23 protein-coding genes are annotated in these 18,161 nt (G+C 61.0%); 9 read left to right on the forward strand and 14 right to left on the reverse strand.

Annotation, left to right across the window (positions count from 1 at the left end; genetic code table 11):
* Window positions 1-219: 219 nt before the first annotated feature.
* The 4 genes from ACQY1J_RS08370 to ACQY1J_RS08385 form a co-directional block, all read right to left on the reverse strand.
* Entirely contained in the window at window positions 220-621 is a 402-nt protein-coding gene (locus ACQY1J_RS08370; RefSeq protein WP_062455028.1) for a DUF2177 family protein, read from the reverse strand.
* 111 nt (window positions 622-732) lie between these two features.
* Window positions 733-1,257 carry a GXWXG domain-containing protein gene (locus ACQY1J_RS08375; protein WP_062582513.1) on the reverse strand — a complete coding sequence of 175 codons (525 nt, stop codon included), beginning with the start codon at window positions 1,255-1,257 and terminating at the stop codon, window positions 733-735.
* 15 nt (window positions 1,258-1,272) lie between these two features.
* Window positions 1,273-1,455: a hypothetical protein gene (locus ACQY1J_RS08380; RefSeq protein ID WP_062582515.1), complete on the reverse strand. Its 183-nt coding sequence runs from the start codon at window positions 1,453-1,455 to the stop codon at window positions 1,273-1,275.
* Window positions 1,456-1,572: 117 nt separating this feature from the next.
* Window positions 1,573-2,733, reverse strand: coding sequence for a flavin-containing monooxygenase (locus tag ACQY1J_RS08385; RefSeq protein ID WP_430251165.1), 1,161 nt, complete (start codon window positions 2,731-2,733; stop codon window positions 1,573-1,575).
* Window positions 2,734-2,875: 142 nt separating this feature from the next.
* Here ACQY1J_RS08385 and ACQY1J_RS08390 point away from each other — a divergent pair, with 142 nt between their 5' ends.
* The gene (locus tag ACQY1J_RS08390) at window positions 2,876-3,916 is read left to right on the forward strand and encodes a phosphatidylglycerol lysyltransferase domain-containing protein (RefSeq protein WP_062582519.1); all 1,041 of its coding nucleotides are present in this window, start codon (window positions 2,876-2,878) and stop codon (window positions 3,914-3,916) included.
* Between the two features lie 7 nt (window positions 3,917-3,923).
* Here the strand turns inward: ACQY1J_RS08390 and ACQY1J_RS08395 are convergent, their stop codons facing one another.
* Window positions 3,924-4,733 (reverse strand): formate/nitrite transporter family protein, encoded by an 810-nt coding sequence (locus ACQY1J_RS08395; protein WP_430251166.1) that lies wholly within the window; start codon window positions 4,731-4,733, stop codon window positions 3,924-3,926.
* Window positions 4,734-4,846: 113 nt separating this feature from the next.
* Complete coding sequence (locus ACQY1J_RS08400) at window positions 4,847-5,308, reverse strand: MarR family winged helix-turn-helix transcriptional regulator (protein WP_082476256.1); 462 nt, start codon at window positions 5,306-5,308, stop codon at window positions 4,847-4,849.
* Between the two features lie 127 nt (window positions 5,309-5,435).
* Here ACQY1J_RS08400 and ACQY1J_RS08405 point away from each other — a divergent pair, with 127 nt between their 5' ends.
* From ACQY1J_RS08405 to ACQY1J_RS08415, 3 genes are all read left to right on the forward strand, one after another.
* Window positions 5,436-5,867, forward strand: a complete 432-nt coding sequence (locus ACQY1J_RS08405) for an organic hydroperoxide resistance protein (protein WP_062582523.1) — start codon at window positions 5,436-5,438, stop codon at window positions 5,865-5,867.
* Between the two features lie 262 nt (window positions 5,868-6,129).
* A complete protein-coding gene (locus ACQY1J_RS08410; RefSeq protein ID WP_209901689.1) occupies window positions 6,130-7,182 on the forward strand; it encodes an alpha/beta hydrolase in 1,053 nt (350 codons plus the stop codon).
* Between the two features lie 11 nt (window positions 7,183-7,193).
* Window positions 7,194-7,721, forward strand: coding sequence for a DUF4142 domain-containing protein (locus ACQY1J_RS08415; RefSeq protein WP_062455045.1), 528 nt, complete (start codon window positions 7,194-7,196; stop codon window positions 7,719-7,721).
* Window positions 7,722-7,841: 120 nt separating this feature from the next.
* On the opposite strand, the gene ACQY1J_RS08420 is transcribed toward ACQY1J_RS08415, so the two are convergent.
* Window positions 7,842-9,224, reverse strand: a complete 1,383-nt coding sequence (locus tag ACQY1J_RS08420; RefSeq protein ID WP_430251167.1) for a sensor histidine kinase — start codon at window positions 9,222-9,224, stop codon at window positions 7,842-7,844.
* Window positions 9,221-9,883, reverse strand: a complete 663-nt coding sequence (locus ACQY1J_RS08425) for a response regulator transcription factor (RefSeq protein WP_430251168.1) — start codon at window positions 9,881-9,883, stop codon at window positions 9,221-9,223. The genes ACQY1J_RS08420 and ACQY1J_RS08425 overlap by 4 nt, the downstream gene beginning before the upstream one ends.
* A 136-nt stretch (window positions 9,884-10,019) precedes the next feature.
* Between ACQY1J_RS08425 and ACQY1J_RS08430 the strand changes: the two genes are divergently transcribed.
* From ACQY1J_RS08430 to ACQY1J_RS08440, 3 genes are all read left to right on the forward strand, one after another.
* Entirely contained in the window at window positions 10,020-10,598 is a 579-nt protein-coding gene (locus tag ACQY1J_RS08430; protein WP_430251169.1) for a hypothetical protein, read from the forward strand.
* 157 nt (window positions 10,599-10,755) lie between these two features.
* Window positions 10,756-12,015 (forward strand): MFS transporter, encoded by a 1,260-nt coding sequence (locus ACQY1J_RS08435; protein ID WP_430251170.1) that lies wholly within the window; start codon window positions 10,756-10,758, stop codon window positions 12,013-12,015.
* 20 nt (window positions 12,016-12,035) lie between these two features.
* The gene (locus ACQY1J_RS08440; protein ID WP_430251171.1) at window positions 12,036-13,292 is read left to right on the forward strand and encodes an arsenic transporter; all 1,257 of its coding nucleotides are present in this window, start codon (window positions 12,036-12,038) and stop codon (window positions 13,290-13,292) included.
* A 29-nt stretch (window positions 13,293-13,321) separates the two neighbouring features.
* Here ACQY1J_RS08440 and ACQY1J_RS08445 read toward each other — a convergent pair whose 3' ends face one another.
* Entirely contained in the window at window positions 13,322-14,206 is an 885-nt protein-coding gene (locus tag ACQY1J_RS08445) for an SDR family oxidoreductase (protein WP_430251172.1), read from the reverse strand.
* Between the two features lie 98 nt (window positions 14,207-14,304).
* Between ACQY1J_RS08445 and ACQY1J_RS08450 the strand changes: the two genes are divergently transcribed.
* Window positions 14,305-15,144: a helix-turn-helix transcriptional regulator gene (locus tag ACQY1J_RS08450; protein WP_430251173.1), complete on the forward strand. Its 840-nt coding sequence runs from the start codon at window positions 14,305-14,307 to the stop codon at window positions 15,142-15,144.
* Between the two features lie 10 nt (window positions 15,145-15,154).
* Here ACQY1J_RS08450 and ACQY1J_RS08455 read toward each other — a convergent pair whose 3' ends face one another.
* Together ACQY1J_RS08455 and ACQY1J_RS08460 are read right to left on the reverse strand one after the other, a co-directional pair.
* Window positions 15,155-15,871: an SDR family oxidoreductase gene (locus ACQY1J_RS08455; protein WP_430251174.1), complete on the reverse strand. Its 717-nt coding sequence runs from the start codon at window positions 15,869-15,871 to the stop codon at window positions 15,155-15,157.
* A gap of 82 nt (window positions 15,872-15,953) precedes the next feature.
* Entirely contained in the window at window positions 15,954-16,172 is a 219-nt protein-coding gene (locus ACQY1J_RS08460) for a hypothetical protein (RefSeq protein ID WP_062455061.1), read from the reverse strand.
* A 216-nt stretch (window positions 16,173-16,388) separates the two neighbouring features.
* Between ACQY1J_RS08460 and ACQY1J_RS08465 the strand changes: the two genes are divergently transcribed.
* Window positions 16,389-16,871, forward strand: a complete 483-nt coding sequence (locus tag ACQY1J_RS08465) for a pyridoxamine 5'-phosphate oxidase family protein (protein ID WP_062455064.1) — start codon at window positions 16,389-16,391, stop codon at window positions 16,869-16,871.
* Between the two features lie 63 nt (window positions 16,872-16,934).
* Here ACQY1J_RS08465 and ACQY1J_RS08470 read toward each other — a convergent pair whose 3' ends face one another.
* The 3 genes from ACQY1J_RS08470 to ACQY1J_RS08480 form a co-directional block, all read right to left on the reverse strand.
* Window positions 16,935-17,177, reverse strand: coding sequence for a hypothetical protein (locus tag ACQY1J_RS08470; RefSeq protein ID WP_430251175.1), 243 nt, complete (start codon window positions 17,175-17,177; stop codon window positions 16,935-16,937).
* A gap of 6 nt (window positions 17,178-17,183) precedes the next feature.
* A complete protein-coding gene (locus tag ACQY1J_RS08475; RefSeq protein WP_192086111.1) occupies window positions 17,184-17,765 on the reverse strand; it encodes a 2'-5' RNA ligase family protein in 582 nt (193 codons plus the stop codon).
* A 72-nt stretch (window positions 17,766-17,837) separates the two neighbouring features.
* Entirely contained in the window at window positions 17,838-18,155 is a 318-nt protein-coding gene (locus ACQY1J_RS08480) for a hypothetical protein (protein WP_192086112.1), read from the reverse strand.
* Window positions 18,156-18,161: the final 6 nt, after the last annotated feature.

Genomic DNA, 18,161 nt, shown 5'->3' on the forward strand with positions numbered 1-18,161 from the left:
GAATAGATTTCGACACTCTGGATTGGTTTCCAGCGTCAATTCCTTACCGTCCTTCATCAGCGCGCGCACAGGAACGCGGTTACCGGTCGTTTGTTCCAGGTGCTAGAAGAGTGTTCTACCGCCGCCCATAAATCATAACTTTCCCCTGCTTCCAATGGCTGGGAAGCAGGGAGCGACGACGGAGCTGCTTCGTACGGGGGCGGACAGAGCGGATCGAACTCAGCTCATGGAGCGGGCGGCGATGTAACCGCAGGCGCTGGCGATGCCCGTCAGGACTGTTCCCCAGATCATGTCGATGATGACAAGCGAAGCCGGCCAGTTTTTCAGTGTCGAGAGATTGGTGATGTCATAGGTGCCGTAGGCGGCCAGACCGAGCAATGCGCCACATCCGATCGCAACCCACAAGGACCCTCCATCGAGACCCGGCTTTACCGCCAGGATGACGATCGCAACCGCGAAGAAGAGGTAGAAGATCGCAGCGATCCCGAGATTGGGAGAGGGAAGCATGAGGTCGCCGAGTTTTTCCCGGTACATCTTGCCGGCAACAAGGCCGAGCCACACAGCGTCGATTGCGAGAAAGGAAACAAGAGTGGCCACATAGGCAATGGCGAGAGATTTCATGAGGCGTTCCACATCAGGGTTGAAGTGCAGAGATAACCCTGTGTTGTTCACCTTGTTCCGCCCGACCAATGTGGTTGTGATCGCAGGCGGCGAGGACCGTTTGCGCAGCGGTCAATCGACGACTTTCTCGAGACGGAAATAATACCGGCGTGGGTCGCCTTCGACGATCATCTTGCCCGCGATCTCTGTATCGGAGATCCGCCGGAACATGTCGGTAATCGGTTGCTGGTCGTAGACCATCGCAGCAGTCAACACGTCGCGATCCATCCTGTTTTCCAGGGATGCGGTGGTGGATTTTGCGCGCACGCGCGGGCGTATGTGGGAAAAGAGGTTCACCGCGCTCGAGGTGCGGCCGAACCTTGCAAGCCGGATCGCCCACCGGATGGGAAACACTTTCGGGTCGACTGCAACCAGCCTGCCCGGTGCGCCCTCAAACAGCAGCGCATCAGCCCGCCCGTCCGGATGGAAGCGCTTTCCGAACCAGCGCAGGTTTTCAAGGACGCCATCGAGCGGATGGCCGGACGGGTGGCCGCGGCCTCTCCACAAGCCGACCATGTCCTGAGGCCTGACCGGCTCAAGGGACGCGAACCACTCGGCGCTTTCATCCTGCAATGCCTGCGCTGGGCTTTTTGTCATTATGTTCGCGGGTCCTCAGCCGCCGCCCGGCGAAACGCTCTCGTCATCCGTATCCGGCAACGAGCCCGTACCAGGCGTCTTGCTCTCATCCATCAATTCAGGCTTGGCGTGCGGACCGGCGGCAGGGCTATCCGATGTCGCCGGCGCTTTCTTGCCAGTTTCTTCGACGGCTTCCTGAGCGTTCTTGTTATCGTCCATGATGTCTCCCATTCGGCTGCTACAAGACTGTAGAGGCTCAGTCAGGAATGGGTGGGCACGGCAAAATGTTCCATGGGGGCCGTTGTCCGCCGCATCACCGGTTGGCAAAACTCTGTGTCAACGGCCTGAGCGCGCGTCCGTGTCCAAGCGCGATCGCATCGCGGCGGCCATCTCGACTGCTTCTTCTCTGGCATTGTGAAAATAGCTGATAAGGCCCGGCGTCATACCGATGAACCAGAGGCCTGGAATATCAGGGCCGCTCGGGGATGGGACGTGACCGTTCTCGATGGCCAGCTCGCCAAGAAGCGATTGATGGTGCGCGCCGTAACCGGTCGCGTAGATGATCACATCCGGGGCTGTCACCACGCCGTTCTTGTGCAGAACGGTGCCGGCTTGCGTGAATTCGACAACTTCGCCGACAACCTTGATGCGGCCTTCACGTACGGCCTTGATAGCGCCGTCATCCACCGGGATCGCCACATGATCGCGGGCAAGCCGCGTTGCGGCCTTGTGCGATGATCTGGGAAACCCGAGCTTGGTCAGATCCCCGAAGGCCAAGCGTTCCGTTAGCGAGATCGCGATATCGACCACAGGCGTGGGAAGACGTGCCAGCCATGGCGAGAATTTATGGACGGCCACGCCGAACAAACGCTTGGGAAGAACCGATGAACCGGTGCGAACGGAAAACCAGCAGTCGGCCAGACCGACCTTCGCCAGGTGATTGGCAATGTCGAACCCCGAATTGCCGGCGCCGACGATCAGCACCCGCTTTCCCCGGTACTGCTTCGCATCCCCGAAGTCGCAAGCGTGTATGCTTTGTCCGCCGAAGTTTTCCGCACCCTTGAACAGAGGTTGCCACGGATCGCCATCGCGTCCTGTGGCGACCACGACGTTGCGGCACAAAACCGGACCGGCGGATGTTGCAAGGTGGAAGACGCCGTCGCGTCTGCTCAACGCCTCAACCGAAACGCCGTGTTCAATATCAAGGGCGTTGTCACGGGCAAACTGCGCCAGATGCTCGGCCACCACGTCGCGTTTTGGAAAAGCCGAGGTTCCGCTCGGGTATTGCAGCCCCGGCATGTGGGAAATGTCGCGATGCGTGTTGAGAGAGAGCTGCGGATGGCGCTTGCGCCAGGTCGATCCGACCTGCTCTTCACGGGCAATGATTCGGGCGCGGATGCTGCGCCTTCCCAGCTCATAGGCGGCGATCATTCCAGAAAGCCCGGCACCAATGACCACGACATCTTCGATTTGGAAAGGCTCAGCGGGCAGATTCATGGCCAGACAATGCTGAAAAACATGCGCTGCTGCAACACCCAATCCTGAAACAGCGGGGAGATGCCCTCCCAGTTTAGAATATCTCTATGTACCGTAAGACGCGCGTGCCAAAAGTGCGGACATCGACTTTGAGGAAAATCGTATGGCAGGCCTCCGCGGGTACATCGACTCGGTTCTTGACCGTGGCCTTCCGCATCTCGCGTCCGCTCAGTTGTCAGATGAACGCAGGATGGAGCTTTGCCGGCAACACGGCGACTTCTCGCTAGCGTATTCGACGGCGGTTCAGAAGAACCTCAGCCACTTCGGCGACGACAAGGGATATATCGCCTACGCGACGAAGATGGGGCACATGTTTGCCTTGGGCGATCCTGTCGCCGACAAGGCCGATCGTGCCCGGTACGTGTCCGATTTCGTCGCAGCGGCCGAACGTCCCTGTTTCGTGCAGATCGGCCGGCAGACGGCAGAGACACTGTCTCGGCTCGGCTACCGGATCAATCAGATGGGCGTCGATACCCGTCTCGTGCTCAACGAGCATTCGTTTGCCGGAAAGAAGAACGAGACGGTCCGCTATTCGGAGCGGTGGCTGCTGAAGAACGGTTACCGGATTGTCGAGTGTGACGGCAGTCTCGCCAGGCCCGACCAGATCAAGGCCGTTTCCGAAGAATGGCGCGCTGGCCGTATCGTCCGTCGGCGGGAAATGTGTTTCCTGAACAGGCCGTTCAAAGCCGAGCTGTCGGCGCATATGCGCCGGTTCCTGATCCTCGATCCGCAAGGCGAAACCATTGCCGTGCTCGATTTCGATCCGATTTTCGATGCGGGGCAGGTGACGGGATACACGTCCACTTTCAAGCGGAAGAAGACGGGGACGACCCCGCATGCCGAGATCGGTCTGACGAAGTTCGCGACGGACCGCTTCAGGGAAGAGGGCAGGTCGCTGGTGACGCTTGGGCTTTCGCCCCTTGCGGCGATCACGACAAGCGGGTTTGCGGAAAGCGCGTTCTGGCGCGGCAGGTTCGAATATGCCTACAAGTCGCCGGCCATCAACAAGAGGATCTTCAACCTGCAGGGACAGGCGGCATTCAAGCGCCGGTTCCATGGCGCCGAAGAGCCGACCTACATCGCCTTCAAGCGTCGCAGCCCTCTGGAAATGCTTGCTCTTTTGAGACTGCTCAAGACCCTCTGAGCCGAGGTCACTTCTTAGCCGGCTTTCCGTAAGCCGCAGAATAGGCGAGGGCCACGAAGGCTCCGCCGATCACATTCCCGATCGTTGCCGGCAGCAAGTTGCCGAAGATGTCGCTGATGCCCAACAGCGCCGTCGAGGGTTCAAGCATGCCCTGGACGAGAGTGGCATAGGTCAGCAGATACATGTTGGCGATGGAGTGTTCGAAGCCTGCCGCGACGAACGCTGCGACCGGCAGAAGCAGACCGAAAATCTTCTGCGTGACCGTATGGCCCGCATAGGCCAGCCAGACACCGAGACAGACAAGCGTGTTGGCAAGGATGCCGCTTGCAAGCGTTGTTGCGAACCCCTTGGCAGTCTTCGTTTCAGCAAGCTCGAATGCCGCGCGACCGACCGCTCCGTCGCCGGCCTCATGCAAGCCGGCGAAAACCGCGACGACAGCAAGCGCAATCGAACCGGCGAAGTTGGCCAGATAGACAGTCGTCAACGCCCCCGCCGCCCGGCCAGCGGGGATCCGTCCGGCAACCACCGGACCGATCATCAGTGTGTTGCCGGTGAACAATTCTGCGCCGGCGACCATCACCAGTGCGAGACCGAGCGAAAACACCGTGCCGGCGAGGATCTGCGCGACGCCGAAGGGAAGGCTGTCGGCGCCAGCCAGTGCCACCGTCGCAAACAGTCCACCGAAGCCGATGTAAATGCCGGCAAGCATGCCGAGAATGATCATCTTACTGAGGGGAAGGCCGGCTTTGTCCTCGCAGGCAGAAAAGACCGTCTCGCAAAGGTCGGGCGGTGGCGGCAGTGAATTGGTGTCCGACATGACATCCTCCTGTCGATCGTGTCCGGCGAGGACGTAAATGAGACAGACGACGAATCCGGGAAGGGCACGATCCCGTGAGCCTGTTTTGAGGAGGGTGTCGTGGGACTGCGTCCTTAGAGGTCCGACGTGGTTCCACTCAGTTTCGCGCTGAGAGCGTTTATGGTCGCCAAGGTCGCGTTGACTTGAGGCTGATCCATGCCGACGGCATCAACGATGCACTGCGTCACGGCGTCCGACTTCTCCTGTAGGGCGCGGCCTTTTTCCGTCAGGTAGATATCGACGCGGCGCTCGTCGTCGTCCCTGCGCATCTTTGTCACGAGACCCATCAGCGAAAGCCGCTTGATCAATGGCGTGGTCGTGCCGGAATCGACGCCGAGCCTTTGCGAGATCTCGCCCACGGAAAGGCTGCCCTCGCTCCACAGAAGCTTCATCGTGAGAAACTGCGGATAGGTCAGCCCCGTCGGCGCCAGCGCAGTCCGGTAGACCCGGTTGAAGGCCTGTTCGGCTCTATAGACGGCGAAGCACAGCATTTGGTCGAGTTCAACCGATGCCGGTTTTTCAGGGATATCTGTCATTCGCGCAATCTATATTGTGCGCAAGGTAATTGCAAGCAATTGACAGGCGCTGCAGAGCGCGATATCAATGGCGTGCAATTGAGTTGCGAATTAAGAAAATTCATCCGCCCCAACCCAGGAGAAGACTATGTCTGTCGACGCGAAGTACAAGACCAGCGCAACTGCATCCGGCGGTGGCCGTGACGGCAAGACGGCGCTTTCCGACGGGACGCTGGAACTGCAGCTGGTCGTGCCGAAGGAACTCGGTGGCCCCGGTGGTGATGGCGCCAATCCGGAGAAGCTGTTTGCGCTTGGATATTCGGCCTGCTTCCTCGGCGCCCTGCGCGTCGGCGCTACGCAGCTGAAGACCAAGGTTCCGGATGGTTCGACCGTTGATGCAACCGTCGGCATTGGCCCGCGCTCGGAAGGCGGCTTTGGCATCACCGCTGCCCTGGATGTTTATCTGCCGGGTATGTCGGAAGCCGACGCACAGAAGCTCGTCGAGGTAACCCACGACATCTGCCCGTATTCCAACGCGATCAAGGCAAGCGTCGACGTCGATTTTACGATCCGCACCTGATCGAAAACGGAAGTCGTTCGATTGGGAAAATGTGATGGACGGCTCTGGAATAACGCCGCCCAATAGTAATTCTGTCTGACAACTATCGCAGGCGGCCGGCAACGGTCGCCTGTCGGTTTTGGCCGCTACTCGCCGTCGCCGCACCCCGCAAGCGGTGTCCGCCGAAAATCAGCATCTTTAGATTAGCATCTGAAAAAACAGCATTATCTGGAACATAAGGCCATCGTCCCGGTTAGCTAGCCATCTAAACCGGAGACCCAACATGAAGTCCTCAATGTTTGCGAAAGCACTTCCTCTCGCACTGGTAATGGCCGCCCCGCTTGCCGTCCCGTCGTTTGCGCAGGAGATGGCAAAACCCACCACAGATATGCAGGCCGTGCTCGACAAGCTTGGTGCGCTAGACGCCAAGCCGTTTTCGAGCTTGAGCGTTCCGGAAGCCCGCACACAGGCAAGCCCTGCCGATGCTGCGAAGGCTGTCCAGTGGGAAAAGCGCCTGTCGTCCAATCCCGAAGCGCAGGTGACCACCAAGGACATCACCATTCCGACGGCTGAAGGCGGTATCGCCGCGCGCGTCTACATGCCGGCCGGCAAGGGTCCGTTCCCCGTCGTCGTCTACTATCACGGCGGTGGCTGGGTGGTTGCCGACCTCAACGTCTATGACGGCGCACCGCGTGCCCTTTCGCTCGGCGCCAAAGCCATCGTCGTCTCCGTCGAGTACCGTCATGCGCCGGAGCACAAGTTCCCGGCTGCTCATAACGATGCCTGGACGGCGTATAAGTGGGTTGTCGAGAACATTCACGACATGAACGGCAACTCCGACAAGATCGCGGTTGCGGGCGAAAGCGCCGGCGGCAACCTGGCGGCCAACGTCGCCCTGATGGCCAAGGAGATGAAGGCGAAGCAGCCGGTTCACCAGCTTCTCGTCTACCCGGTCGCCGGCAACGACATGGAAACGGCGTCCTACAAGGAAAACGCCAATGCCAAGCCGCTCGGCAAGGCCGATATGGAATGGTTCGTCAAGAACACGGTCACGTCCATGGATGAGACCAAGGACCCGCGCATCAACCTCAACGGTCGCTCCGACCTTGCAGGCGTTGCTCCGGCAACCGTGATCCTCGCCCAGATCGATCCGCTGCGGTCCGACGGTGAGACCTATGCGTCCAAGCTCAAGGACGCCGGCGTTGCGGTAAATACCAAGACCTATAACGGCGTGACACACGAGTTCTTCGGCATGGGCAAGGTGGTTCCGGAAGCCAAGCAGGCACTGGATCTCGCTGTCGCCGATCTCACCGCAGCCTTCGACAAAGCCAAGTAAGGAGAGCCCCTATGAACAAGATGATTTCAGCCTCGCTCGTATCGCTCTCGCTTCTGATGTCCTCGGCAAGCTTTGCGGCACAGCCCGCCAGCGCCGACAAGGCCGCTGCCGCGTTCAACGTCGACAAGGCTTCCTTTGTCAAAGCCGTCACCAGCTCCAACGCCTTCGAGATCGAGTCCAGCAAGCTTGCCGAACAAAAGGCCAAGGATGCCGACGTGAAGAAGTTCGCGTCAGAGATGATCAAGGATCATACGATGGCGGGCGAAGAACTCAAAAAGGCGGCCAAGCTCGGAGACGAGGCACCGGTTATGTCGCCAAAGCACGCGGCCATGCTTGAAATGCTGAAGGGTGCATCTGACCAGGACTTCGAGCCGCTCTATATCGACATGCAGGCAACAGCGCATATGGAAGCGGTCAGCTTGTTTGCGACCTATGCCAAGGGCGGTGACGATGCGGCGGTCAAGGAGTTCGCGGCCAAGACTCTGCCGAAACTTGAAATGCACAAGATGCACGTGACGAAGCTCGTCGCGGCTCACTGAGGCGGGCAGCATCTGGAGCCTGCGTCCCAGCAGGCCGGGTGAATGTCGAGACGTTTAAAACAATGGCCGCTCCGGAAACGGGGCGGCCATTGTTGTTCCAGGGGTTGTGGAGAGGACGGTTCAAGCTGGAACGGGTGACGATCCTGCGGCCGTTTTCGGCAATGTGATGGTTTGGCGCAGTCCCTTATCGTCTTGATTGCGAAGCGCAATCTTTCCGCCATAGAGCTGTGCGAGTTCATTGGCGATCGTCAGGCCGAACCCATCTCCAGCGACCGTCTCATCCATCCGCACACCCGGCAGAAATGCCTTCTCGATCGTATCGTCGGAGATGCCGGGGCCATCGTCTTCGAGCGTGATGACGATCGAGCGTCCGTCCGTGCGGGCATCGATCGCGACAAGGCTGCCAGCCCATTTGAACGCGTTGTCGAGGAGATTGCCGACGATCTCGTCGAAATCCTCGGCCGCACAGGCAACCGAAATTTGCGGCTCGATCGTGCATTGCACCGAGATGCCCCGGTCAGCGTGGATGCGCGACATGACAAGCACGAGATCGTCTATGCGGGGGTTCACTTGTGTTGCCGAAACGGTGCCGCTGGAGGCAGTCTTGCGGGCACGGGCGAGATGATGGCGGATGCGCTGGTCGATCCTGTCGACCAGATCGCGCATCTCGCTGGTGGGATCGTTGGCGCCGTTCAAGGCTAATTGCAGGCTTGCAACGGGGGTCTTCAGGCCGTGCGCGAGGTTTGCGAAATGCAGGCGTGTTTCGGCGAGCCTCTCGGCATTCTTGTCCACGAGGCGGTTGATCTCGCGGGATGCGGGCTGCAACTCCTCGACGTCCTGATCCGGCAAACGCGGCAGCGCGCCTTCGGAAATGGATGCGATGTCTGACGTCAGTTGTCTCAGCGGTCGAAGCCCGTAGCGGACCTGCAGCAGGATGCCGCCGACGAGAACGCCACCCAAAAGAAGCATCGCAGGAACCAGCCACAGCAATGCCCGCCGGGCGGGTGCGCTCAGGGCGGATTGCGGCGCCGATGCGATGATCTCGACTGTCCGATCTCCGACCATGGTTTCCAGCGTGCGCAGATACAGTGTCTCGTCGCGGAAGGCGACACGATCGGCCGGATGTGGCTTGGGCTCCGCCGCGTGGCGCCAGTCGAAGGGGCGGGGCGGGCTTTCCAGGGTTTCCTCGGCCAGCGAGCGGGAGGTTATGCGGGTCCGATCGTCGGACACCTGCCAGTACCATCCGGAGCGCGGACGATCGAATGGCGGGCCGTCGAGGTCTGCAGAGAGGACGACGTCTCCGGCACTGTCGGTGGTCAGCGCATTTCGCAATCCCTCGATCTGGGTGTCGAGCCGCTGATCGATCTGCTCTCGCACGACGCCCGCCACGATCAGGTAGAGGATGACGGATGCGACGATCACCGTCGCCGTCACGAAGATGATGGAAAAGCCCGCCAGCCGCCGGGCGATCGATGCCTGGCCGGATAGGTTCAGCCCGCTCATGTCGCGGCCGTTAGCATGTAGCCGCGGCCGCGAACCGTTTCGATCAGTTCCGCGCCGATCTTGCGGCGCAGTCGCGCGACGATCACCTCTATCGAATTGGAATCGACCTCGGCATCGCCTTCATAGACGCGCTCGATCAGCTCGCGCCGATCGACGATGACGTCCTTGCGCAGGATGAGGCAGGAGAGCACGCGCCATTCCAGCGCGGTCAGTTTCAGCGACAGGCCGTTGAACTCGAACGTGCCGAGCTGGGCGTCGAACTCCAACGGACCGCAAAGAATCTTGGAGGACGCATGGCCCGTGGCGCGGCGGACGAGGGCGCGCATGCGCAGCACCAGTTCCTCGATCTTGAACGGCTTCGTGAGGAAATCGTCGGCGCCCGCCTTGAAGCTCTCGACCTTGTCCGGCCATCCGTCGCGCGCGGTGAGGATCAGGACGGGGAGGGTGCGCCCTGCAGCCCGCCACGATTTCAGAACCGACACGCCATCGATCTTCGGCAGGCCCAGATCGAGAATGGCCACGTCGTAGAGTTCGGTCAGTCCTGCGTGCTCGGCATCCTCGCCGTTCTTTGCAATGTCCACGACAAAACTTTCGGCCCGCAGGCTGGCTGCGATGCGTTTGGAAAGATCGGTGTCGTCTTCGACCAGAAGTACGCGCATGTGCAACCCGTTTGCCGTGGTGGAGAGACGCTGTCCTATGGCGGCAAGGCTTAACTCAAACTGAACCACAAGGTTCAGGCTGTTATCGGTCGTCGGCTGATAAATCTCTCCTGGCATACCAAAACAGGAGAAGACCATGTCAATTTCGGACAACAACACGACCGTCGATCAGAAGGATGGTTCGGCCGACAAGCCGCATGCACCCAAGCCCCCGCACAAGACCGGCAACGGGCGCATGGCAACCTTCGGCGTCACGGCCTTGGCGATCCTTGCCATCGGGGCCGCAGCCGGAGCCGGCGCAATGAAGCTGACCGGGCCCAGCGTCGAGCTTGCGCCCATGAACCCGGTCGCCATCTCCGCCGTCAAGGAGGACAGCCTGGTGACGGTTAAGGGGACGGTAGCCGAGGTATTCGGCAACAAGTTCGTCGTTCAGGACGACAGCGGACGGGCACTGGTTGAAACCGGGCCATCGGGTGACGACGGCAAGCTTGTCGATCTCAACGAAGCCGTCAGCGTCCAGGGTCGCTTCGACAACGGCTTCCTGCACGCGACCTATATCGTTCGCCAGGACGGCAGCATGGAAGCGCTCGGCCCGGCCGGCGGCCCTCCGCGTCACGGACCAGCTGGTGGCCCTCCGCCTCATGGCCCGGCCGGCGTTCCTCCGTATGACGGTCCGCGCGGTGATATGCCGACACCCCCTGCGCCAAAAGGGTAAAGTTCTGGTTGCGAAACCTGGTGGCGGAGCCCTGACGGCAGGGTTGTAACAGGAAAGCGTTGCCCGATCTTCTTTCGGGCACGCTGGAACCCCGAGTCCGCCACCGGCGTTGGACGCCACAATTTTCAAGCATGTAGCATGATGAAGCGAGGCTGGCATGCGATCCAACCTACAGACAGGCCTGACTGATCGATCCCTGGTGGCACTTGCCGTCCTCAACTTCTTTCTCGCCGACGCCCGCGACGGGCTTGGACCGTTTCTCGACGGGTTTCTGGCCACCCACGGGTGGTCGCCGATGACGCTCGGCTTCATCGCCACGCTTGGCGGTGTACTCGGAATGATCGCGACACCGCTGTTCGGCGCATGGGTGGACGCCTCCAAGCGTAAACGCACGCTCATCATCATCCCGGTGATCCTGGTGACGGCGGCAGCCTTGTGGACGCTTGCCAGCCCCGGAAACGCATCGGTGTTCGGCGGTCAGTCGGCAACCGCCATCGTTGGCGCCGTCGTCGGTCCGGCGCTGATGGGGCTGACGCTTGGCCTTGTCGGCGAAAAGGCGTTTTCCCGTCAGGTGTCGCGAAACGAGTTCTGGAACCATCTTGGCAACGTCGTCTCGCTCGCCGGCATCTATTTAGCGACGGTCTACTTCGGCGTCAGCGGTGTCATCGGATTGATGATCGTTACGGCGGTCGCCGCCATTCTGGCAGCGCTTGCGATCGACCCGGAGCGGATCAATCACAACGCGGCGCGCGGTCTGGCGCATGACGATGGAGCGCCCGGTCCCTCCGGCTATTCCGTCCTAGTGGGCAGCAAGGGGCTGATCCTGCTTGCCGTGACGCTGATGATCTTCCACTTCGGCAACGCGCCGATCAGCCGCCTCATTGCCCAGGACTTCTCGATCCATCTCGGGACGCCGTTCCAAACGACGGCGGTGACGACCGGCGTGTCGCAGCTGTCGATGATCGTCATGGCTTTAGCGGCGCCTTTCCTGATCCGGCGGTTCGGGCTGGCGACGGTCTTCCTCATCGCGCTGCTTGCATTGCCGATCCGCGGTGCGATTGCGGGCTCCTTCAGCAATTTCGCTGTAATCTATCCGGTGCAGATCCTCGATGGAGTTGGCGCAGGCCTGATCGGTATCGCCACCCCGATTGCTGCGGAACGGATCCTTGCGGGGACCGGTCGTTTCAATGTCGGACTGGCTGCGGTCATGACCGTTCAGGGCATCGGCGCATCGCTGAGCAACGTCGTCGCCGGCTGGCTGACGGATGTCGGCGGCTATGCGCTCGCCTACTGGGTGCATGGCGGCGTTGCAGCGCTTGCCGTTGCCGCCTTTCTCGCCGGGCGCAAGAGCATTGCCCCTTCCCAAAAAGGTGCGAACAAGGCAGGAGACGATCGCGAGATCCCTGTCGCACCATAATCGTTTCGGTTGGACCATCCATGAACGCATTGACCATGACCTGGAGCATCGCCGGCCTGACAGCGCTCGGCGTCATTACCCGGCCGTTTGCCTGGCCGGAAGCGATATGGGCCGTGCTTGGCGCATCGCTGCTTCTGGCGTTCGGCCTGATCGCCCCCTGGGATGCCTGGGCCGGTGTTGCCAAGGGTCTCGACGTCTACTTGTTCCTGATCGGCATGATGCTCTTATCGGAACTTGCCAGACGGGAAGGGCTGTTCGACTGGCTGGCATCGATTGCGACCGCCTATGCAAAAGGCTCGCCGAAGCGATTGTTCGTCCTGATCTATGGGGTCGGCATCGTCGTCACCGCGTTCCTTTCGAACGATGCGACCGCGGTCGTGCTGACGCCTGCCGTTTATGCGGCGTGCCGCACGGCAAAGGTGAAGGATCCGATGCCCTATCTTCTCATCTGCGCCTTCATCGCCAATGCCGCAAGCTTCGTGCTGCCCATCTCCAACCCGGCCAATCTGGTGATCTTCGGCGGCGGAACGATGCCGCCTCTGTCGCGCTGGCTCGCCACGTTCGGTCTTCCCTCGATCGTCTCAATCGTCGTGACGTTTATCGCGCTCTATTGGACGCAGCGCTCGACCATCGCGGCCGACAGTGTGTCCCCCGTGGTTGAAAGCGTGCCGCTGTCGCATAGCGCAAGGCTGACGGGGATTGCCTTGTGCGCGACGGCGGTCCTGCTGCTCGGCGCATCGGCACTGCATTTCGATCTCGGGTTGCCCACCTTTGTGGCCGGCTGCATCGCGACGGCGGCTGTTCTCGCGATCACCCGACAGAGCCCTGTCGAAACGCTGAAGGGCGTGTCCTGGAGCGTGCTGCCGCTCGTCGCCGGCCTGTTCGTCGTGGTCGAAGCCCTGAACCGGACGGGCTTGATCGATGCCTTGGCGCATCAGCTGACCCAGAATGCCTCGCTTTATCCCGCCCAGACGGCGGCGATCGCCGGCACGATCGTGGCGCTCGGCTCCAATCTCGTCAACAATCTGCCGGCCGGCCTTGTTGCCGGAAGCGCCGTGGAACTGGCGCATGTGTCCGACAAGATCGCCGGCGCGGTGCTGATCGGCGTCGATCTCGGCCCCAACCTCTCGGTCACCGGGTCGCTCGCGACCATTCTGTGGCTGACGGCGCTGAAGCGCGAAGGGTTGCACATCGGCGCCCTGAGCTTTCTCAAGCTGGGCGCCGTCGTCATGCTTCCGGCGCTCGCCCTGTCGCTTGCAGTCCTTCTCATCCAATGAGGCGCTGGCGCGCTTTGCGGGCTAGTCCATCAATAGACCATCGCATCGAGGTCGGAGATCAGCGTTGGGCCGGTCGGGTGCCAGTCGAGCTTTGCTTGTGTCTTTGCGCTCGACGCCCTCATGTCCAGACCGACGAACCGTGCCATCGCGCCAAAATGCTCCGAAGCCTCGTCGGCTGAGATGGAAACAACAGGGACATTCAAGCCGCGACCCAGCGCTTCCGCGATAAGGCGCATCTCCACGCCTTCTTCGCCGACCGCGTGATAGCGCGCACCGGGTTCCGCTTTCTCGATGGCAAGGCGGTAGAGGCGCGCAACATCGCCAAGGTGACCGGCCGACCAGCGGTTCGTTCCGTCCCCCACGTGAGCTGAAACACCTTTTGCTCTTGCAATGTCGAGGAGTGGCGAGATGAGGCCCTGCTTGAACGTATTGTGGACCTGCGGCAGACGGAGCACGGAAACATTGATCCCGGCGGCCAGAAGCCGGTTCCCAGCCTGTTCGGAGGCAATGCGCGGATTGGGATGATCCGTATCGAAGACGTCTTCGACAGCGAGCTCGCCTTTGCCGCGCGCACCCATCGCGATGCTCGAGGTGATCAGCAGCGGACGGTTGGAGCTGGAAAGGGCTGCCCCCAGCGCTTCGATGACCCGCCGGTCCTTTTCGCAGTTCTCGGCGAAGCGTTCGAAGTTGTGGTCGAACGCCGTATGGATGACGGCATCCGCATTCCGGGCGCCGCGTTCTATGCTTTCGACGTCTTCGAGCGTCGCCAGATGCGGTTCGACCCCTGATGCGATCAGTTTCTGTGCGCCGTCCTGCGAGCGGGTCATGCCGATGACTTCGTGGCCCGCGTCGAGAAGTTCAGGAACCAGCGCGGAGCCGATGAAGCCCGTGGCTCCGGTGAGAAATACACGCATTGTCATTCTCCAGTTGCTTTGACACCGGGACTATCTGCGCTCTTGTTATTCCGTTAAAGTAGTGACCGTATCAGGGTATAATTGCTAACAGGGTATCGATGCCGGACATCACGCCGAATTCATTGGCAGCGTTTCTGAAAGATCGCCGCACGAGGCTCGACCCTGGTGCCTTCGGGTTTTCGGGAAGACGGCGGACGCCGGGGCTTCGCCGCGAAGAGGTTGCTCAACGCGCTAATATCAGTCCTACCTGGTACACTTGGCTCGAGCAGGGCCGCGGCGGCGCGCCCTCGGCGGACGTGCTGAACCGGATCGCTTCCGGGTTGATGCTGACGGAGCCGGAACGCGAACACCTTTTCATGCTCGGTCTCGGACGGCCGCCGGAGGTTCGCTACAAGTCCACGGAGGGAATTACGCCCAGGCTCCAGCGTTTGCTGGATACGCTCGATGCGAGCCCCGCTTTCGTCAAGACCGCGACATGGGACGTGGTGGCGTGGAATGCGGCGGCGGCCGTGGTTCTGACCGACTACGGGAAACTGCCCGAAGGCCAGCGAAACCTCCTGCGACAGATTTTCTCGAGCCCGTCGCTCCGCGCCAAGCAACATGACTGGGAAGGGCTCGCCCGGTTTGTCGTCGGCGCCTTTCGCGCCGATGCCGCACGGGCCGGTGCGATGTCGGAGGTTTCGGATCTCGTCGACGAGCTCTCGAAGTCCAGTCCGGAATTTGCGGCATTCTGGGGTGAAAACGACGTAAGGCTCCAGAGCGACGGCCTGAAGCGGATCGAACATCCGGATCTCGGCACGGTCGAGCTGGAATATTCCGCATTCTCCGTCGACGGTCGGCCGGATCTCGGCATGATGGTCTACAATCCGGTCGATCCGGCTATGGCCGCAAGAATCCGGCGGCGCGTCGCGGAGCGCGCGGCGTCAGCTAAACCCTGACCGCTCTATCTCACCAGGGAATGCTGCTTCCATCATAGGCGACGAAGGAGCCGGAATGCTCCGGGGCGAGGCTGTTCAGCGTTGAGAGGATCGACGCTGCCGCCTGTTCCGGGCTGACCGTGTTGTGACCGCGTGAATAGGGGTCTGATAGACCCGTGCGAACCGTCCCCGGATGAATGGCGGTGACGACCGCTGCCGGATGGGTGCGGCCATATTCGATTGAAACGGTGCGGACAATCTGGTTGAGCGCCGCCTTGGCGGATCTGTAGGACACCCAGCCTCCGAGGCGGTTGTCGCCGATCGATCCGACACGGGCCGACAGGAATGCGGCGATCGAGCGGGTTTCGCGATCAAACAGTGGGAGAAAGTGTTTCGCGACAAGGGCGGGGCCGACGGCGTTGGTGCGGAACTGGGCCATCATCGTTTCGGGATCGAGCTGCCGCAGAGACTTTTCCGGGCCGCGGCCATCGGTCGTCAGGATGCCGGTGGCGCAAATGAGGAGGTGGATCGGCTTTGCCGAGATCGAGCCTGCGGCGTCCGCCACGCTCGTCTCGTCGGCGAAGTCCAGACCGTCGCGGCTGCGGGAAAAGGCGATCAGTTCGCCGAGATGGGGCTCGTTCTGCAGACACTCGCAGATCGCGGAACCGATACCGCCGCTTGCCCCGATCACTGCCGCCCGGAACCCGTTCGGCAGCGATGCGAGAAGACTGGTTTCAGTGCCGGCCATGTCAGACATATCCGAGATACGCGCGTGTTGGTCGCTTCTTCATCGCACTATGCCCGAACTCCACGGTATTGGGTAGGCGTCGTCAGTCGGAGTTGATGGTCGGCAGATGGGTTTCAACTTCTCGAAGGCGCGCGGCTTCGAGCGGTTCGATCTGCGTCTTCCAGAACTCGTCTGCCTCGGCCGGTTCGTCATCCCACTTGCGGACGTCGGCGATGTTGTCATCGAGCTTCGCGCGGCGTGTGCCGCCGAGTTCGAGATACTTCATCGCGAGTTTCTTGGTCGAGGTTTCCTGATCGGTCATGAACCGGTTCCTTCCCGTTTCGTCAGTGTCTGCCAAGTCGCCTCAACCTCGTTCAAGCGCCGTTGCAGGCGCTCACGAGATCGGACCTTGAGTTAGATTAACGGCGCCCCGGTCATCCTGTTCCTGCCGCTGCACGTTTCCGGTGCAAGATATCCGCGGGTCTGGAACAGAAGCCAAGCTCGCCAGTTGACCCGCGTCATCAAAAGGAGAAATCGCATGGCTCACATCGAAGACGAACACGAGAAGGTCTGGGACCTTGCGGAGAAGATCGGATTTTGCATGCTCACGACCCAGTCGGGTACGGATCTGCGGGCTCGGCCGATGGCGGCCTATGCCGAGCGTCTTGAGAATGCGTTCTACTTTCTGACGGATGTGGCAAGCCACAAGGACGAGGAAATCGCGCGCTACCCGAACGTTTGCCTGGCGTTTGCCGATTCCAAGGGCCAGAAATACGTGTCCATTTCGGCGACGGCAGAAGTGCAGAACGATCGCGAGAAGATCCGCGACCTCTGGGCGACACCGGCAAAGGCCTGGTGGGACAGCCCCGAGGATCCTTCGATCCGCGTCCTGAAGATCACGCCGTCAGCAGCGGAATACTGGGATAGCCCTGGCACAGTCATCAGCTACATCAAGATGGCGGCAGCCGCCGTTTCCAGTTCGAAGCCCGACATGGGCGACAATGCCAAGGTTCAGATGTAACCTTCATGGCGGACGGGCAACCGTCCGCCATTCTTCTGCGGCCCGAATAGACGGGCTGGCGTCTCAGTTGAAATCGCCGATCGTTCCGGTTTGAAAGATAATCACCGGTTCGCGTTCCTCCCCGACAGCTGGCGATGCCTCGCGCTTCCAGACAACCGCTCCGGCATGTCGATCGCCGAGTTCGCGGGCCTCATCGATCGCAGCCGTCTCGTCTTGTGCTTCCCTTACCGCGAACGCCGGAACGGTCTGCCCTCTCTCATCGAGATCGAAGGCGAGGACGAAGATAGATTTGAACGCTCCGGGCATCAGTTTTCATTCCTTGATATGGCTTTGGACGCCGGCACACTCGCTCTGATCGCGACCGAAAACAACGGCGTCTCGATCTTCCGCAAATATCGCGGAGGATTCATGCTGCCAGGGTCCATTGAGGTATTTCCACAGATCAACACCTGTAATCTCGATGGTGTGAGGCTGAAACGTCGCGCGGAGCTGCTGATACAGCCGGTCGGCCCGGTCCTTCGATACCTTGTTCTGGATCGTGATATGCGGCTGCCATTTCTGCATATCCTGCGGACCGAGCCATGGTAGGAAGGCCTCCTTCAACTGGGCTCGCACATCCTGAAGCGCGGCACTGTCGATCGTGAAGGCGACGCCCGCACCGAGATGGCGGACGCCGCTGACCTCGGCTTTGATCGATGACCCAGCCTCGGCGACCCGTTTGAGGTGCTCGACGATCCGCTCCGTATATTCGCCGGGTAGCCGATGAAACATCGTCAGATGCGCATCGAGGAAATTCCGGTCCGGCGGGAAATGGGTTTTCCGCAACAGATCGAAAGGCGCTCTGTCGCCTTCCGCAATACGGGCTGTCAGGATCAGCGGCTGAAGCGTCTTCACTGGGATTGAACCTTCCGGGCCAGGTTTCGAACGGGTCTTTGAAGCCGAGATCTGGGATCCGGGCCCGCGATATCAATCCTTCAGTTTCGCGAACCAGTCCGCATAGGGCGTGTTCTTGGCCATATGCCGGTTGAGATCGGGCTCGCCGTCATCCCACCAGACAGGGCCGCGTTCGCCAAGCTGAACCTTGGCATCGTCGACCCGCCGGCGCGCTTCGGCCATCGCGTCGGGTTTGCCTTTCGCATCGCGGACGGCCCGGCGTGCCGACATCAGGTCCGAGACCAGGCGTTGACGCGTCTCCGCGTCCAGCGCCGGGTTGCTTCGACGCCAGAGCCTGCCGCGGACGACGAAGTATTTGCCGTCGGGTGTGTCAGGATACGTCTCGCTCATCGTCCA

The organism is Neorhizobium sp. DAR64860/K0K1 (assembly GCF_050500205.1).
GTDB classification, from domain to species: Bacteria; Pseudomonadota; Alphaproteobacteria; order Rhizobiales; family Rhizobiaceae; genus Neorhizobium; species Neorhizobium soli.

What these genes read in the sequence shown, in the direction of transcription:
- ACQY1J_RS08420 (WP_430251167.1), bottom strand. Translation starts at nt 9,224, where the DNA reads ATGAGCGGGCTGAACCTATCCGGCCAGGCATCGATCGCCCGGCGGCTG.
- ACQY1J_RS08385 (WP_430251165.1), bottom strand. Translation starts at nt 2,733, where the DNA reads ATGAATCTGCCCGCTGAGCCTTTCCAAATCGAAGATGTCGTGGTCATT.
- ACQY1J_RS08480 (WP_192086112.1), bottom strand. Translation starts at nt 18,155, where the DNA reads ATGAGCGAGACGTATCCTGACACACCCGACGGCAAATACTTCGTCGTC.
- ACQY1J_RS08430 (WP_430251169.1), top strand. Translation starts at nt 10,020, where the DNA reads ATGTCAATTTCGGACAACAACACGACCGTCGATCAGAAGGATGGTTCG.
- ACQY1J_RS08380 (WP_062582515.1), bottom strand. Translation starts at nt 1,455, where the DNA reads ATGGACGATAACAAGAACGCTCAGGAAGCCGTCGAAGAAACTGGCAAG.
- ACQY1J_RS08390 (WP_062582519.1), top strand. Translation starts at nt 2,876, where the DNA reads ATGGCAGGCCTCCGCGGGTACATCGACTCGGTTCTTGACCGTGGCCTT.
- ACQY1J_RS08465 (WP_062455064.1), top strand. Translation starts at nt 16,389, where the DNA reads ATGGCTCACATCGAAGACGAACACGAGAAGGTCTGGGACCTTGCGGAG.
- ACQY1J_RS08450 (WP_430251173.1), top strand. Translation starts at nt 14,305, where the DNA reads ATGCCGGACATCACGCCGAATTCATTGGCAGCGTTTCTGAAAGATCGC.
- ACQY1J_RS08410 (WP_209901689.1), top strand. Translation starts at nt 6,130, where the DNA reads ATGAAGTCCTCAATGTTTGCGAAAGCACTTCCTCTCGCACTGGTAATG.
- ACQY1J_RS08445 (WP_430251172.1), bottom strand. Translation starts at nt 14,206, where the DNA reads ATGCGTGTATTTCTCACCGGAGCCACGGGCTTCATCGGCTCCGCGCTG.
- ACQY1J_RS08375 (WP_062582513.1), bottom strand. Translation starts at nt 1,257, where the DNA reads ATGACAAAAAGCCCAGCGCAGGCATTGCAGGATGAAAGCGCCGAGTGG.
- ACQY1J_RS08470 (WP_430251175.1), bottom strand. Translation starts at nt 17,177, where the DNA reads ATGCCCGGAGCGTTCAAATCTATCTTCGTCCTCGCCTTCGATCTCGAT.
- ACQY1J_RS08460 (WP_062455061.1), bottom strand. Translation starts at nt 16,172, where the DNA reads ATGACCGATCAGGAAACCTCGACCAAGAAACTCGCGATGAAGTATCTC.
- ACQY1J_RS08435 (WP_430251170.1), top strand. Translation starts at nt 10,756, where the DNA reads ATGCGATCCAACCTACAGACAGGCCTGACTGATCGATCCCTGGTGGCA.
- ACQY1J_RS08455 (WP_430251174.1), bottom strand. Translation starts at nt 15,871, where the DNA reads ATGGCCGGCACTGAAACCAGTCTTCTCGCATCGCTGCCGAACGGGTTC.
- ACQY1J_RS08400 (WP_082476256.1), bottom strand. Translation starts at nt 5,308, where the DNA reads ATGACAGATATCCCTGAAAAACCGGCATCGGTTGAACTCGACCAAATG.
- ACQY1J_RS08415 (WP_062455045.1), top strand. Translation starts at nt 7,194, where the DNA reads ATGAACAAGATGATTTCAGCCTCGCTCGTATCGCTCTCGCTTCTGATG.
- ACQY1J_RS08395 (WP_430251166.1), bottom strand. Translation starts at nt 4,733, where the DNA reads ATGTCGGACACCAATTCACTGCCGCCACCGCCCGACCTTTGCGAGACG.
- ACQY1J_RS08425 (WP_430251168.1), bottom strand. Translation starts at nt 9,883, where the DNA reads ATGCGCGTACTTCTGGTCGAAGACGACACCGATCTTTCCAAACGCATC.
- ACQY1J_RS08370 (WP_062455028.1), bottom strand. Translation starts at nt 621, where the DNA reads ATGAAATCTCTCGCCATTGCCTATGTGGCCACTCTTGTTTCCTTTCTC.
- ACQY1J_RS08405 (WP_062582523.1), top strand. Translation starts at nt 5,436, where the DNA reads ATGTCTGTCGACGCGAAGTACAAGACCAGCGCAACTGCATCCGGCGGT.
- ACQY1J_RS08440 (WP_430251171.1), top strand. Translation starts at nt 12,036, where the DNA reads ATGAACGCATTGACCATGACCTGGAGCATCGCCGGCCTGACAGCGCTC.